The sequence below is a fragment of the Franzmannia pantelleriensis genome (genome assembly GCF_900102875.1).
Lineage (GTDB): Bacteria > Pseudomonadota > Gammaproteobacteria > Pseudomonadales > Halomonadaceae > Franzmannia > Franzmannia pantelleriensis.
Genome location: NZ_FNGH01000002.1, coordinates 1 through 14,942 on the forward strand (window position 1 = coordinate 1; position 14,942 = coordinate 14,942).

Below are 14,942 nucleotides of genomic sequence, written 5' to 3' on the forward strand. Positions count from 1 at the left end.
GGCGTGGTGATGCTCGCCGCGGCGGTGCAGGCCTGGTATTTCGGGGCGGTCAAGGCGTGGCAGCGGCTGCTGCTGCTGACCGGTGCCATCTGCATGATCTACGGCGGGATCTACACCGACATCGCCGGTCTGGCGGTGGGGCTTGGCCTGCTGCTGATGCAGCGTGGCCAGTCGGGCGGGCGCCCCTTGCCGGGCACCACCTGACACACCTATGCAATGGGGGATCCCGCGGCCCGTCTCCCGCAGACGGGCCGCGTGCGCGGGGCGGCCCGACTTGCCAAGCGCGCCAATCTAGACTTGACTGGATAGTCGAGAGGTCGCTTTTTCGCTTGCGGCATTGATCTGAGCTACGCCGAACTTTTCTATGGAAAATATTTCCAATATAGTGAAAGTAACAGCTAGGCGATAACAACAGAGGACGCGACCCATGATGACCAATCCGCTGACCAGCAAACGTCCCGACACCCTGGGCATTCACAATGGCCGGCTGGCCAAGTGTCCCAGTACTGCCAACAGCGTCTGCAGCCAGGCCGACGATGATGCCCACTATGTGGCACCGCTGGAGCCGGGACGGCGCTCCAAGACCGAGCTGATGAAGCGCCTGCAGACGGCCCTGGCCGGCTGCGAAGACGCCGAGATCGTCACCGTCTCGGAAGATTATGTTCACGCTGAGTGCCGCTCAGCGCTGTTCGGCTTCGTCGATGACCTGGAATTCCTGTGGAGCGAAGAGGAGGGCGTGTGCCATGTGCGCAGTGCATCGCGACTCGGCGTGACCGATCTCGGCAAGAATCGCGCCCGCGTCGAAAAGCTGCGCATGCTGCTGGAAGGCTGGGGCTTCTGCGAGTAGGCCTGGCCATCGCCGTGATCTGCAACCATGATCTGCATTGGGAGGCGTGGTGACGGCGCTGCATGATTGGTCGCTGACGCCGAGTGCGGCGGTCGCCCTGCAGCGCGAGTTGGCGCCACGGCTGATCCTCGAGGATCGGATCGAGGCGGTAGAGACCATCGCCGGGGTCGACATCGGCTTCGAGGCGGCGGGCGAGATCACCCGCGCCGCGGTGGTGGTATTGGCTTGGCCCTCCCTCGAGTACCTCGAACAGCACGTCCACCGTGAACTCACCCGCATGCCCTATGTGCCGGGACTGCTCTCGTTTCGTGAGGTGCCGGCGGCGCTGGCGGCGTTCGACGCGCTGCAGCCGCGTCCCGATCTGATCATGGTCGACGGCCAGGGCATCGCCCATCCGCGTCGCCTGGGCGTCGCGTCGCATCTTGGACTATGGCTCGATCTGCCCACCATTGGCATCGCCAAGTCACGGCTATGTGGTAAACACGGCGCGGTGCCCGAGGCGCGTGGCGAATGGACACCGCTCGCGCATCGCGACGAAACCATCGGTGCGGTGCTGCGCTCGCGACAGGGCGTCAAGCCGGTGTTCGTGTCGCCCGGGCATCGCCTGAGCCTGCCGACCGCGGTGGATTGGGTGGTGCGCTGCCTGGGACGCACCAAGCTGCCCGAGCCAACCCGCCTGGCCGACCGGCTTGCGTCGCGCCGAGGCCGGGTTGGCTGAACGCAGCGACTAGACAATATCCAGCGGAACGTCTTGGTCGGGCGCGGGGAAGGCGGCATCGAGCCGGGCAATGGCCTCGTCATTCAGCGCAATGTCCAATGCGCGGGCGTTCTGCTCGACGTGCTCGCCGCGCACTGCCTTGGGGATCGCGATCACGTCGCGCTTGCCGTCCAGCGGGCGAATCGCCCAGGCGAGTAGCAGCTGTGCGGGTGTGATGCCGAGGCCCGAGGAGATTTCGAGCACTTCGGGATGTGTCAGCAGGCTGTCGCGCAGCCGCCCGCCCTGGGCGATCGGGCAGTAGGCCATCAGCGGCATGTGTTGCTGACGTAGCCACGGGCGCAGGCGGCGTTCGATACCCCGCGAGCCGAGATGGTAGAGCACCTGGTTGATGGCGCACTGGTCGCCGCCGGGCAGTGCATTGAGGCTTGTCATGTCGTCAGCGTCGAAGTTGGAGACCCCGAAGCGGCGAATCTTGCCCTGCTCGCGTAGCCGCTCGAAGGCCTCGAGGGTCTCGTCGAGGGGCACGTTGCCGGGCCAATGCAGCAGGTAGAGGTCGAGATAGTCGCTGTCGAGGCGCTTGAGACTCGCCTCGCAGGCGGCGATGGCGCTGTCACGACCGGCGTTCCAGGGGTAGACCTTGGAGACCAGAAACGCCTGGTCGCGGCGCCCGGCCAGGGCTTCGCCTACGACCTTTTCGGCGCCGCCCTCGGCGTACATCTCGGCGGTGTCGATGACGCTCATGCCCAGTTCCAGTCCCTGTTGCAGCGCACGCACCTCGTCGCGGTGTGGCGCCAGGCCTTCACCCATGTACCAAGTGCCCTGGCCGATGGCGGGTAGCTCGATGGCGGGCTGGTGGGCGCTGGCCGGCAGGGTGACGCAGGCAGCTTGACGAGACGCGGCGGCGGGGGCCATGGTGGTGTCCTCCGATAACGTAATGGAAACGTATTTCATGGCATGCTGGCTCAGGATGGGCGCCTTTGCAATGTGTCCGGCTATACTGCAGTACCGTTCGAGGAACCCGATGTGAGCCAAGCCCAATGCCCCGACAGCCGCTGCGTGGCGGCCACCCGCCGCTGGGTCGAACAGTTCGTGGTCGGCCACACGGTCTGTCCGTTTGCGGCTCGCGAGGTGGCGGCTGAACGGGTGCGCTATCGAGAGGTGTCGGCCCGCGATTGGGAGGCATTGTTGACCACCCTGATCGAGGAGTGTCGACGGCTCGACGAGGTGACGCAGATCGAGACCACGCTGTTGGTGATTGGCGAGGGCGCCGAGGACTTCGACGATTACCTCGACCTGCTGGCAATGGGCGAGGCGCTGATGGTCGATCAGGGCTACGAAGGGGTCTATCAACTGGCCAGCTTTCACCCCGATTACTGTTTCGCCGACGCCGCAGAAGACGCGGTCGAGAACTATACTAATCGCTCGCCGTGGCCGCTGCTGCATCTGCTGCGCGAAGCGAGTCTCAGTGCCGTGCTGGATCGGCATCCCGATCCGGCGTCGATCCCTGAGCGCAATATGGCCCTGATGGCTGAGCTGGGCAGGCCTCGGCTAGCCGCCTCGCTGGCGGCATTGCGCGAGTGAGGGCCGGCATGACGATTTCCCCCACCATGAGGAGTGTGCATGAGACAGGTAACCCGTGCTGGAACCCCCGTCGACGTCGCCGGTGACTTTCCAGAGAAGGGGCAGGCAGCGCCGCCGCTGACGTTGACCAATCAGGAGATGCAGGACGTTACCCTTGCCGACTATGCCGGCAAGCGCAAGGTGCTCAATATCATTCCCAGCGTCGACACCCCCACCTGCGCCACCTCGACACGCAAGTTCAACGAGCTGGCATCGGGGCTGGCCAATACCGTGGTGCTGGTGGTGTCGGCGGACCTGCCGTTCGCGGCCAAGCGCTTCTGCGGTGCCGAGGGGCTCGACAATGTCATTACCCTGTCGACCTTTCGCCATCCCGGATTTCATCGCGACTATGGCGTGGCGCTCTCCAGCGGGCCGATGAGCGGGTTGACCGCGCGGGCGGTAGTGGTGCTCGATGAACAAGACCGCGTGATACACAGTCAACTGGTCGACGAGATCAAGCAAGAGCCAGACTATGAGGCGGCGCTGGCCGCTCTCGACTGAGCAATAGTGGCGGCGGTTGCCGCCATGCGATAGCCGGTCGCCGATGCGGCCGGCGCTTTCCCACGGAGAGGAGGTGTCATGAGCATAACCAACAAGGCTTCCGCGCATTGGCAGGGCGATCTCAAGACGGGCCAGGGATCGGTATCGACCGCCAGCGGGTCGCTGGGCAAGACCCCGTATGGCTTCAAGAATCGCTTCGAAGGCGAGCCGGGGACCAACCCTGAAGAGCTGATCGGTGCGGCCCACGCCAGCTGCTTTTCCATGGCGCTGTCGATGATGCTTGGGGAGGCTGGTCTCACCGCTGACAGCATCGATACTCAGGCCACGGTCAAGCTCGATCAGGACGATGGCGGCTTCAGCGTCACCGCGATCCACCTCGAGACCACGGCCAAGATTCCCGGTGCCGACGATGCAGCGTTTCAGGACGCCGCTAACAAGGCCAAGGCCGGGTGCCCGATCTCCAAGCTGCTCAACGCCGAGATCACGCTCGAGGCCAAGCTGGCCAGCTGATCCTGCAGCACTCAGCGTACCTGACGGCCACCCACGCGGTGGCCGTCTTGCGTTGCGTTGCTGGTGCGGCGCTCGGCATGGCGGTCGGCGGCCTTGACCAGGGCGCGAATCAAGCGCTGCTGGGGGCGGTTGAAGATCAGCCACTCGGGATGCCACTGCACGCCGATCAGAAAGTCGTGTTCGCGGGACTCGATACCCTGCACCAGGCCATCGCGGTCGCGGGCGACGATCTCGATGCCGCGTCCGGTCTTGTCCACCGCCTGGTGATGAAGGCTGTTGATGCGGCACCAGCTGACCTTGAGAATGCGTTGCAACCGGCTGGCACCGACGATATCCACGGTCTTGCGCGGCAGCACCGTGCGGCGCCGCTTAAGGCCTTCATGGGTGGTGTAGATATCCGGGTCGAGGGTGCCGCCGAGGTGGACGTTGAGCAGCTGGGCACCGCGGCAGATACCCAGCACCGGGCAGCCCGTCGGGATGAAGCGCTCGAGCAGCTGCAGCTCGAGCTCGTCACGCTGCGGGTCGACGCGTACGTCGAACTGCACTTCGCCGCCGTAGAGGTGGGCTTCGATATCGTCACCGCCACCGATGATCAGCCCGTCGAGCTCGTCGGGATGGGGGCGTGATGGCGACAGCCGCAGGGGATGACCGCCGTGGCGCCAGACGGCGAACCAGTCGAACCACCAGGCGATGCGGCTCTTGTAGTCGGAGGTGGTGATACCGATCAGCGGGCGGGGCATGCGACTCCTCAGGACTCGTTCATCCAGCTGCGTAGCTTGTCCAGCCAGCGTGTCATGGGTGATAGGGTGTGGTGTTCGAGGTATTCCCGCGAACGCGCTTCGAGGCGTTCGCGTGCGGCGGCGAGGGTTTCCACCTCGACCCATAGGTTCCACTCCACGACGGACCCCCACTGCGGTGCCGAGAGCTGCGCGTTGGGCAGCCGATAGTGGTAGGTCGGGCGCGGTTTGATAAGGGCCTCGGAGAACAGCGGGTCGGGATAGTCGGGGCGTAGCTCGGCAAACAGCGGGAACAGATCGAGTTCACGATTGCGGGTCGGGTTATGCTTGAGGTAGTCGCCGATCAGGGTGTCGAGATCCGGTGCGTAGTCGGGATTGAGCACCAGGATCGCGTAGGCCTTGGGAAAGGGGTTGGCGTGGGGCAGTACCTCGCGGGTGATGTCGATGTCGATCTGATCGCGCAGCCATTCGGCGAGCAGCAGATAGGCGCGCAGATGGGCGAGGATCGAGTCGACGCCGAGGTCCGGGGCTTCGGGATTGAGGTGCAGGCCGAAGCCATACAGCAGGCTGGCATCGGTGCCTTTGGCGCCGTGTACGCGCAGCGCGTCGAACAGCGCATCGAGCTCACCGAGCTGATCCCAGGGCACCGGCGGGCAGACGATTTCGGTGGGCACCAGCCCGGCGACCACATCGCCAATCAGCTCGCGGGTCTTGTTGTGCAGCTCGACCCGCATCTGATGGCGTTGACGGTCCCACTCGGCGTCGCTCAGCGGTGTGCGCTCGACCACCTTGGCATCGGGGTGCGCCACCTTGGCATCCAGCTCGATGCCGAACTCGCCCCAGCGTGTGCCCTCGACCTTCAGGCGGTGCGGGCTGACCACCACCACCTGGCCGCCGAACAGTTCGCAGACCAGCTGGGCGGCGTTGGCGGGCGTGATACCGGCAAACTCGATTTCGACGCCGACACGCCGCGTCTTGCCTTCCGCATTCTTGGGGGTCGGGGGAGGGCGTACATCCATGCCGGGCTCCACTGCAGCGATGACGGGTCAGCGCTTAGCCTATCATAAGCACTTGGCGCGACACGCTACTCTGGAAGAGAGCAAATTCGGCGCCAACTTTACCGCGACCGCGGGTCTGTGCAGACTCTGCGGCAACCATCACATCGGAGGAAGCATGCCGCGAGCCGCCACTGCCCTGTTGTTCGACCGCCTGCTGCGCTGTGGCTGGCTACTGCTGGTGCTGCTGTCGCTGGGCTTGGCGCTGCCGTTCCAGGCTCACGGCCAGGGCTCTCCGCTGGTGGGCTTGACCGGCGGCGATGAGCCGGCCGAGGAGCATGACCCCCAGGCGTTCCGGCAGTCGCTGGACGAGGTGATAGCGACCCTGGAGGACGCCGAGCGCCGCGGCAGTCTGGTCGAGAGCCTGCGCGAACTGCGCGAGGCGTCGGCCCAGGCCGAGGGCGAAGAGACCACGCTGCCACGCCAGGGGCTGCTGGGGGCCTTGGCGGATACCCTCAGCGACTTCGGTGACCAGGCCGAGGCCGGCCAGTCACCCCTCGACGTCTGGCAGACACAGTTCGATCAGGCGCGCAGCGAGAGCCGCGCGCTGCTCGGCGAGGCCAGCTACGGCGAGCTGGTCGGCTTGGCGGTCGAAGCCACGGTGATGCTGGGGATCTGGGCCGGGCTGTTGGTCATTCTGATGGCCGGCGCCCGGCTGGTGGCCCAGCGCCGTGGCTGGCCGCTGCTACTGCCCCGCGAGCCGCGCGCCTGGCTGCTGGTAGTGCACCTGCTGCGGCGATTGCTGCCCTGGCTGTTGGCGTTCCTGATCATGCTCGGGGTAGCGCAGTTCGTGCCCGAGAGCGCAGGCCGCACGCTGGCGCTGGTGGTGGCCTACGTGGCGCTGTGCGGCCGCTTGCTGGCGGTGGTGATCGAGGTGGTGGTATCGGTGTTCACCCGCGGGCACCGCTTCGTGGCGGTATCGCACCTGCGCCAGCGCGCACTGCGTCGGCTGTTCATCATCGGCGCGCTGGTGGCGTTGGCCGATGCGCTGGAGTCGGGACGCTTGATCGAACTGCTCGGCGACGATTTGTCGTCGCTGCTCTCGGTGCTGGCCAATATCTTCGCCGCGCTGCTGGCGGGGGCCTTCGTGCTGCGCTTCAAGCGTCCGATCAAGCACCTGATACGCAATCGGCCCTACGCCCAGCGGCACCGCTCGAGCACCAGCTATGACCTGATTCGGGTGCTTGGCGGCTTGTGGCACGTGCCGGCACTGCTGCTGGTGGGCGCATCGCTGCTGGCGATCTTCGTCTCGGTGGGGGATGCGGGCGGTGCCCTGACCCGGGCGATCATCTCGGCGGCGCTGCTGGTACTGACGCTGGTGGTCACCGGCCTGATTCGCCGCCACAGCGAAACCGTGACCCGGCGCAAGCGTATCTCGCAGTACCGCAAGCGCCTCGAGCGCTTCGGCTACGCGCTGGCGCATATGGTCTGCTGGGTGGCGTTCGGCGAGCTGTCGCTGCAGGTATGGGGCGGCTCGCTGCTGGGCATCGGCCAGCAGGGCGTGGCCAGCGCACGCATCGGCCAGGCGCTGGTGGCGATCGGTGTCACCGTGCTGGTGGCGTGGCTGGCGTGGATCTTTGCCGACACCGCCATCCAGCGGGCCCTGACCTCCTCGGCGCGTTCCCGTGGGCGGCGCGTCAACAGCGCGCGGGCGCAGACCATCACGCCGCTGATCCGCAATGTCATCTTCGCCACCATCGTGGTGATTGCGGTGATCGTCGGGCTGGCCAACCTCGGCGTCAACGTCACGCCACTGCTGGCGGGTGCCGGGGTGATCGGCCTGGCGATTGGCTTCGGTGCCCAGACCCTGGTGCAGGATCTGATTACCGGCATCTTCATCCTCATCGAGGATTCGCTGGCGATCGACGACTTCGTCGACCTGGGAGGGCATATGGGTACCGTCGAGGGGCTTACCCTGCGTACCGTGCGGCTGCGCGACCTCGACGGTATCGTACACATCATCACCTTCAGCCAGATTCAATCCATCCACAACATGTCGCGGCAGTTCGGCATCGCCCTGATGCGGGTACGCATTCCCCATGCGATGAAGATCGATGATGCCATCACGCTGGTGCGCGAGGTAGCAGACGAGCTGCGTCAGGACCCGATGATGCGCCACCACATCTGGTCGCCGCTGGAGTTGCAGGGCATCGAGCGCTTCGAGGAGGGCGCCGCGGTACTGCGCATGCGCATGCGTACCGCGCCGGTGATGCAGTGGGACGTGGCGCGCGCCTTCAACCTGCGCCTCAAGCAGCGCATGGAAGAGGATGGACTGGACATGGCCATGCCGCGCATGAGCATCCAAATGGAGGGGCGCCTCGGCGAAACGCTGGACGAGGACCAGGGCGAGCTCCCCGACGCACCCCAGGACAGCGCCGGCCGTGAACCTGGCGAAGCCGGTGTCGCCGACCCCGAGGGCGAGACCAGCCCCAGCGGAGGCTCGCCGAGCTCTGCACCATCGCGTTGATCGACGAGTGCTGATATATGGCACTGTTATTGCTTCTGATTGAATGAGGTGGCGACGCCAATTGCTACGGAATTGGCGTCAGCGTCCGCCGTCAGGCCCTCGGCGAGCATGCCGCTCGAGGCCGGCGTCGAGTCGTGACTCATTCCGGTGCGCGAAACGCACCGTAAAGGAGCATAACGCATGCTGGAATCCGAATTGGATCTCCTCTGGGTGCTGTGGGCGGCGGGGCTGGTCTTCGTGATGCAGGCCGGTTTTCTGTGCCTGGAAGCCGGGGTGACGAGAACCAAGAACGCCATCAACGTGGCGATGAAGAACCTTGCCGATTTTGCCATGGCACTGCTGGTGTTCTGGGCGCTGGGATTTGGCCTGATGTTCGGCCGCGGCCTCAGCGGCTGGTGGGGTGGCGAGCACTTCCTGCTAGAGCTCGAGGCCGGCGACGCGGCGCTTGCCACGCTGTTTCTGTTTCAAGCGATGTTCTGCGCCACGGCGGCAACTATCGTCTCCGGGGCGGTGGCGGAGCGCATGTCTTTCCTTGGCTACCTGGCGGTCACGGTGATCGTCAGCCTGCTCATCTACCCGCTGTTTGGCCACTGGGCCTGGGGTGGCCTGCTGGGGGGCGCGCCCGGCTGGCTGGCCGACTTGGGCTTCGTCGATTTCGCCGGTGCCACGGTGGTCCACAGCGTGGGGGGCTGGGTAGCCCTGGCGGCGATCCTGCAGATCGGGCCGCGACGCGGACGCTTCGTCGCCGGTGAGGCACCGCGAACGCTGCCGGCGGGCAACTTGCCGATGGCGATGCTCGGCGTGTTGTTGCTGTTTCTTGGCTGGTTCGGCTTCAATGGCGGCAGCACTCTGGCCTTCGACGGGCGAGTACCGGGCGTGCTGGTGAATACCGTGCTGGCGGCGGTGGCCGGTGTACTCTCGGGCATGCTCATCGGCTGGCGAGTGCGACGCTATGCCGATGTGATGTATGCCATGAACGGGGCAATCGCCGGGCTGGTCGCGGTCACTGCCGGGGCGCACGCGCTTAGCATGGCCCAGGCCCTGGCAGTGGGCGCGATCGGTGGCGTGCTGATGGTGCTGGCCAGCGAGTGGCTGCTGCGCCGCGGCGTCGACGATGCCGTCGGCGCGGTGCCGGCGCATCTGGTCGCCGGCATCTGGGGCACCCTGGCGGTGGGGCTACTGGGCGATATGAGCCTGCTCGATACCGGGCTGGGGCGTGTCGAGCAGCTACTGATTCAGGCATTGGGCGTGGTGGTGTGCGGCATCTGGAGCTTTGGTTTGGCCTGGCTGCTGCTGCGCGGCATCGATCGCCTGCGTCCGTTGCGGGTCAGCGACGAGGCCGAGCGCCTGGGATTGAACATGGCCGAACACGGCGCGCGTACCGAGCTAAATGAGCTACTCGAATGCATGCGCGAGCATGAACGGCGAGGTGACCTTCAGGGGCGCGTGGAGGCCGATCCGTTCACCGAGGTGGGCGAGATCGCGGCGGGCTATAACCGCGTGGCTGGGGCGCTCGAGCGGGCGGTGGCCAACACCCAGGTGATGCTGCGAAACCTGCGCGACGGCGTCGTCACCTGGCGTGCAGACGGTACCCTGACCGGCCTCAACCCGGGGGCCGAGCAACTGTTCGGTGTAGAAGCCAAAACACTGATCGGCGCACCGATCAGTCAATTGATCGCCGATGAGCTGCCGGCGCTCGGCGAGCGCCGCGAACTTCGCCTGCGCGGGGCGGATGGCATTCGTTATCTGGAGATTCAGGTCAGTGAGGGTGCTGCTGGCTCACACGCAGAGTTTGCCGGTATGGTGCGCGACATCACCGAACGCAAGCGCTTGGAAGAGCAGCTCTATCGCGAGCGTGACCTGGCCCAGGTAACGCTCGCCTCGATCGGTGACGGGGTGATTACTACCGACGCCTCGGGCTGTGTGACCTTCCTCAATGCCGAAGCGAGCCGCCTGACCGGCTGGTCGCTGGAGGCGGCATACGGACAGCCGATCGCGCATATCTATCAGTTGCTCGACGAGACGCACGGTGGCCGGGTCGACAACCCTGCGCGGCGGGTGTTGGCCTCGGGGCGTGTGGTGGCGGCCGACGCCGCTCACCTGCTGCTGGGAGCCGCCGGCGAGCGCTGGCCGGTGCATCACTCGGCGGCACCGATTCGCTCGCGACAGGGGCTCGCCGTGGGCGCGGTGGTGGTGTTTCAAGATGTGACGGTGAACCGCAGCCTGGCGCGCAAGCTCAGCCACCAGGCCAGCCACGATGCGTTGACCGGACTCGCCAATCGTCGCTCCTTCGAGGCCCAGTTGCAGCGGCTGGTGGCAGCGGTCGGTGAGCAGCATATGCTGTGCTATCTGGACCTCGACCAGTTCAAGGTGGTCAACGACACTTGCGGCCACATGGCCGGCGATGAGCTGTTGCGCCAAGTTTCGCGGCTGCTGCGCCAGCATCTGCGTGGTACCGACCTGCTGGCCCGATTGGGGGGCGACGAATTCGGTATCCTGCTGTTCGACTGTCCGGCCGCCAAGGCCGTCGAGTTGGGTGAGGAGCTGCGGTGTTCCATAGAGGCGTTTCGCTTTGGCTGGGAGGGGCACAGCTTTGCTATCGGCGTCAGCATCGGCATGGTGCCGCTGGGCGAAGGTCACGCGCTGACCCTGCGCGATGCGCTGAGCGCCGCCGATGCAGCCTGCTATGCGGCCAAGGAGGGCGGACGCAATCGCGTGCATCTCTATCAGCCCGACGACAGCCAGCTGCTCGAGCGCCATGGCGAGCTGCAGTGGGTGCCGCGGCTGCAGGCGGCGCTGGATGCCGATGCCTTGCGGCTCTACGCGCAACCCATCGTGGCCATCGACAAGGCTTCCGGAGGGGCGATCCACGAGGTACTAGTGCGTCTCGAGGAGAGCGGCAAGATCATTAACCCGGGAGCCTTCCTGCCCGCTGCCGAACGCTACAACCTGATGCCGCGGATCGACCGCTGGGTTGTGCGCAATACCCTGGCCTGGCTCGGCGACACCTACCGCTGTGGCGAACTCGAGGGCATGTGGTCGATCAACCTCTCCGGCGCCTCGCTCTCCGATCCACAGTTCTGTCGCGAGCTGGAGGAGCAGGTGGCGGCGGCTGCCCTACCGGCGGGAACGCTTTGCTTTGAAATCACCGAGAGCGCGGCAATCGCCCAACTGTCGACGGTCAGCGAGCTGATCGTCACGCTCAAGGCACTGGGTTGCCGCTTTGCCCTCGACGACTTCGGCGCTGGCTTATCCTCGTTCGGCTATCTCAAGCAGTTGCCGGTGGACTTTCTCAAGATCGACGGCCACTTCGTGCGTGACCTGCATCGTGATTCGATCGACCGGGCCATGGTCGAGGCGATCAACACCGTTGGGCACACCCTGGGGTTGCTGACGATTGCCGAATTCGTCGAGGACGAAGACGTGCTGCAGAGGCTGCGTGAGTTGGGCGTCGACTATGCCCAGGGCTATCTGTTTGGCAAGCCGCAGCCGGTGACAGCGCTGGCGCATACCAGCATCAAGGTCATGCCTCGCTAGCAGAGCGAGCCGTTGTGCTCTAAAGCAGCATGTGGCACAGCGCGGCGCCGGTCAGCACGCCCAGCGCGAACAGCCCGGCGATCAGCCAGGGCGCGCGCCACTCCCGCCAGCGGTTGTGCCAACCGGCGGCATGGCTGAGTCGCTCGACCAGCTCGTCCTGGCGTGAGCAGACATTGTCCGGCGGCAGCGAGAAGTCGTTGGCCACGCTGTCCTGCCAGTAGGCGCCGTGGGTCAGCCCCAGGCGCGCCCGCAGCAGACCGATGTCACTCAGTGCAGCATGCAGCGCATCGTACTCGTCGCGCCGCGACTCGACCTGCAGCACCATCTGGGCATCGGCCTTGAGCGCACTGTGCTGGCAGGCGTCGATGGCGGCATGAATCGCCTCCTGGCTGGCGTCGGGGGAGAGACCCAGGCGCTTGTAGAGGTCGCGCATCTCAGCTCACCTCCATCAGGTATTCGTAGGCGCTCTTGATGCGCTGGAAGCGCAGCGAGGCGCTGGCCACTCGCGCCTCGCCTTGGGCGAAGACCCGGTCTGGGTGGTGAGTCTGGGCCAGTCGGCGATAGGCCTTGCGGATCTCGCTGCGACTGGCACCGGGTTCGAGGCCGAGCACGACCAAGGCACGACGGGTGCGGTCCCCGGCAGGGGGGGGGCGATCATTGCCATGGCGGCGTTGGCGCTGATACTGGTGATGTTGCTCCTGACGCTCTTGCTCGCGGCGCTGGCGGGCCTGCTCCTGCTGGTCGCGCTCGCGGCGTTGGCGCTCCTGGTCGCGCTGGCTATGTTGGTGGCGCTCCTGTTGCTGGCGGCGCTGCTCCTGCTGCTGGTGATGATGCTCCTTGGCTTGCCAGTAACCGGTGCGGCTGGGGTCGTCGGGATTGGCGAAGGCCTTGCCGGCTACCGCCTCGAACAGTGGGGCGAACTCGCCGGGGGCGACTCCCAGCAGGTCGGCCAGAAAACGCAGCACGTGATGATTGGCCAGCGACGGCTTGCCGCCCTCTACTGCCAGGGCAATGGCCAGGCGCAGAAACGGGTAGGCCTGTTCGCCGTGGCACTCCTTCTGCAGCAGCTCGGCGGCCAGCTGGATGGCAGCGAGGTCTTGGCTGGCAGCGATCTCGATGATCGGCTCCAGGGCATGGCCGTGACGAAAGCCGCTGGTAAGCTCGGTGAGCCGCGCGCGTTCGGGCTCGCCGATGTGGCCACGACTGGCCAGCACCCAGGCGAGCAGCAGCAGCGCTGCAGTATCCGCTTGATGACGGCTCTTCAGCAGCAGCAGCTCGAAGGGCGAAAAGCGCGCGATGGGCATCCCTTGTCTCCACGGGGTCGCAATTTTTTGATTATAGGACCTGGCAGCGCCACATGGTCGCCTCGGCCGGCGGCGAAGGCAAGCCCGGCAACGGCCGTCATCCTCGGTCGGATCATGGTATAACCGAGGGATCGGGCAGCGTCCGCCAGGGAGCAACGATGGTCAGTGTCGAACGCAAGGAAGGCTTTACCCTCAAGATCTCACGGATCCTGCGTGAGTCGACCACCCATCGCTTGGACCTCTACCTGTTCGTACCCGGCGAACTGGGCCTCTCCTCGGATGTCATCGCCGAGAATGCCTTCTATCACGGCGCGATCCACGTCAAGCGCACCTACTACAGTGACCGCCACCAGCTGCCGCTGGTGCTCAGTCGGCTGGCGCGCCGAGGCTCGCTGGACAGCGACCAGTACCGTCTAAGCCTGAGCCTCTACGCCTACCAGTACGTGGTGGCGCTGGAGCGCGGCGGCCGAGAGCTTCACGACGCCAAGCGCGAGGAGGAGCGCAACGAGAAGGAAGCCGCCGCCCAGGCCGAGGCGCGTCAGGCCAACATCGAGGAACTGATCGAACTGGCGCTGGACATTCTCAAGCGGCTGCGTCGCTCAAGGCCGGAAGACGCCCGGCTGCACAAGTATTTCGCCAATATCGACAACTACCTGTCGTGGTTTACCGAGCAGCGGCTGCTATCGCTGGTGGCGCACCTGCCCCGCGACCGCCACTACAAGGCCAATAAAGCGCGCCTGCTGGCGATCTGTCAGGCGGAGCAGGAGTATCGACAGGCCCAGGAGTACAACTCGGCGCGGGTCAATCGCGATCCGACACGGATCTCCAACAAGATGCGCCTGCTGCGTCGCCTGATCGAGTACCCGGTGACCCTCAAGGAGAAGACCCAGGAGCTCGGTGGTGGCGAGGAGAAGGCGGTCAAGGCATTAGCCACCGCGGTAGTGATGATCTTCGTCTCGCTGGGGCTGCTGCAGGCGCGCGAGAGCATCGGCGATATCACCGCGCTGTTCGTGCTGGTGCTGGCGGTGCTCTACGCGCTGCGCGAAGTGTTCAAGGACGACCTGCGCACCACCCTGTGGCGCTGGCTGCGCAAGGGCCGGCCCAAGTGGCGGCGGCAGTATTACGACGTGCACAGCAACCAGCTGGTGGGCCGCCAGCTCGAGTGGTTCGACTACCAGCGCTACAGCAAGCTGGACGAGGCGATCAAGACCGCCCGCAAGCGCAACGTGGCCCAGCGCGAGGAGATGGTGCTGCACTATCGCTCGAGCTCTCGTATGTCGCCGACGCGTTTTCTCAGCGGCTACGAGCAGACCCGCGAAACCCTTACCCTGGACCTGGCGGTACTCTCGCGGCTGATGGACAAGGCCTCCCACCATGTCTATCGGGTCAAGGATGGCCAGGTGGTACGCGAGAGCGTCGAGAAACGCCACCTGATCAACCTGGTGACGCGGGAGCGCAGCGGCGACGGCGAGCCGGTGATCCAGCGCTGGAAGGTGGTGATGAGCCGCTCCAAGATCGTCGATATCGAGCCCGCCGAACCCGGCCAGTCGGCCGCCAGTGCGACGACGGACCGCGATCCGGCAGCAAACGCCGGCGCCTCGGGATGATAGACTACGGCCCGACATTTCTGACAGGACAGGCTCGCC

At 65.7% G+C, this 14,942-nt stretch carries 14 protein-coding genes; 9 read left to right on the forward strand and 5 right to left on the reverse strand.

Going from position 1 to position 14,942, the window contains the following annotated elements:
• The 3 genes from BLT16_RS02090 to nfi all read left to right on the forward strand — a co-directional run.
• A partial coding sequence (locus tag BLT16_RS02090) for a hypothetical protein (protein WP_143025029.1) occupies positions 1-204 on the forward strand: 204 nt, incomplete at its 5' end.
• Positions 205-427: 223 nt separating this feature from the next.
• Complete coding sequence (locus BLT16_RS02095; protein WP_089656875.1) at positions 428-847, forward strand: DUF1499 domain-containing protein; 420 nt, start codon at positions 428-430, stop codon at positions 845-847.
• Between the two features lie 46 nt (positions 848-893).
• A complete protein-coding gene (gene nfi, locus BLT16_RS02100) occupies positions 894-1,565 on the forward strand; it encodes a deoxyribonuclease V (RefSeq protein ID WP_089657269.1) in 672 nt (223 codons plus the stop codon).
• Positions 1,566-1,574: 9 nt separating this feature from the next.
• Here the strand turns inward: nfi and BLT16_RS02105 are convergent, their stop codons facing one another.
• Positions 1,575-2,477, reverse strand: a complete 903-nt coding sequence (locus BLT16_RS02105; protein WP_089656876.1) for an aldo/keto reductase — start codon at positions 2,475-2,477, stop codon at positions 1,575-1,577.
• A 111-nt stretch (positions 2,478-2,588) separates the two neighbouring features.
• On the opposite strand from BLT16_RS02105, the gene BLT16_RS02110 reads away from it, so the two are divergent.
• The 3 genes from BLT16_RS02110 (at position 2,589) to BLT16_RS02120 (ending at position 4,196) form a co-directional block, all read left to right on the forward strand.
• Entirely contained in the window at positions 2,589-3,146 is a 558-nt protein-coding gene (locus tag BLT16_RS02110; protein WP_245701405.1) for a DUF1415 domain-containing protein, read from the forward strand.
• Positions 3,147-3,185: 39 nt separating this feature from the next.
• Positions 3,186-3,686 (forward strand): thiol peroxidase, encoded by a 501-nt coding sequence (gene tpx / locus BLT16_RS02115; RefSeq protein ID WP_089656878.1) that lies wholly within the window; start codon positions 3,186-3,188, stop codon positions 3,684-3,686.
• A gap of 78 nt (positions 3,687-3,764) precedes the next feature.
• Positions 3,765-4,196: an OsmC family protein gene (locus BLT16_RS02120; protein WP_089656879.1), complete on the forward strand. Its 432-nt coding sequence runs from the start codon at positions 3,765-3,767 to the stop codon at positions 4,194-4,196.
• Positions 4,197-4,207: 11 nt separating this feature from the next.
• Here BLT16_RS02120 and BLT16_RS02125 read toward each other — a convergent pair whose 3' ends face one another.
• Complete coding sequence (locus tag BLT16_RS02125; RefSeq protein WP_089656880.1) at positions 4,208-4,936, reverse strand: gamma-glutamyl-gamma-aminobutyrate hydrolase family protein; 729 nt, start codon at positions 4,934-4,936, stop codon at positions 4,208-4,210.
• A gap of 8 nt (positions 4,937-4,944) precedes the next feature.
• On the reverse strand, positions 4,945-5,952 hold the full coding sequence (locus BLT16_RS02130) for an amidoligase family protein (RefSeq protein WP_089656881.1): 1,008 nt from the start codon (positions 5,950-5,952) through the stop codon (positions 4,945-4,947).
• 154 nt (positions 5,953-6,106) lie between these two features.
• Here BLT16_RS02130 and BLT16_RS02135 point away from each other — a divergent pair, with 154 nt between their 5' ends.
• The gene (locus tag BLT16_RS02135) at positions 6,107-8,455 is read left to right on the forward strand and encodes a mechanosensitive ion channel family protein (RefSeq protein WP_089656882.1); all 2,349 of its coding nucleotides are present in this window, start codon (positions 6,107-6,109) and stop codon (positions 8,453-8,455) included.
• Between the two features lie 180 nt (positions 8,456-8,635).
• The gene (gene amt, locus BLT16_RS02140; RefSeq protein WP_089656883.1) at positions 8,636-11,992 is read left to right on the forward strand and encodes an ammonium transporter; all 3,357 of its coding nucleotides are present in this window, start codon (positions 8,636-8,638) and stop codon (positions 11,990-11,992) included.
• 19 nt (positions 11,993-12,011) lie between these two features.
• On the opposite strand, the gene BLT16_RS02145 is transcribed toward amt, so the two are convergent.
• Together BLT16_RS02145 and BLT16_RS02150 are read right to left on the reverse strand one after the other, a co-directional pair.
• Positions 12,012-12,425: a hypothetical protein gene (locus BLT16_RS02145; protein ID WP_089656884.1), complete on the reverse strand. Its 414-nt coding sequence runs from the start codon at positions 12,423-12,425 to the stop codon at positions 12,012-12,014.
• Position 12,426: 1 nt separating this feature from the next.
• Positions 12,427-13,296: a J domain-containing protein gene (locus BLT16_RS02150; protein WP_089656885.1), complete on the reverse strand. Its 870-nt coding sequence runs from the start codon at positions 13,294-13,296 to the stop codon at positions 12,427-12,429.
• A 158-nt stretch (positions 13,297-13,454) separates the two neighbouring features.
• Here BLT16_RS02150 and BLT16_RS02155 point away from each other — a divergent pair, with 158 nt between their 5' ends.
• Positions 13,455-14,903 (forward strand): hypothetical protein, encoded by a 1,449-nt coding sequence (locus BLT16_RS02155; RefSeq protein WP_089656886.1) that lies wholly within the window; start codon positions 13,455-13,457, stop codon positions 14,901-14,903.
• Positions 14,904-14,942 lie beyond the last annotated feature (39 nt).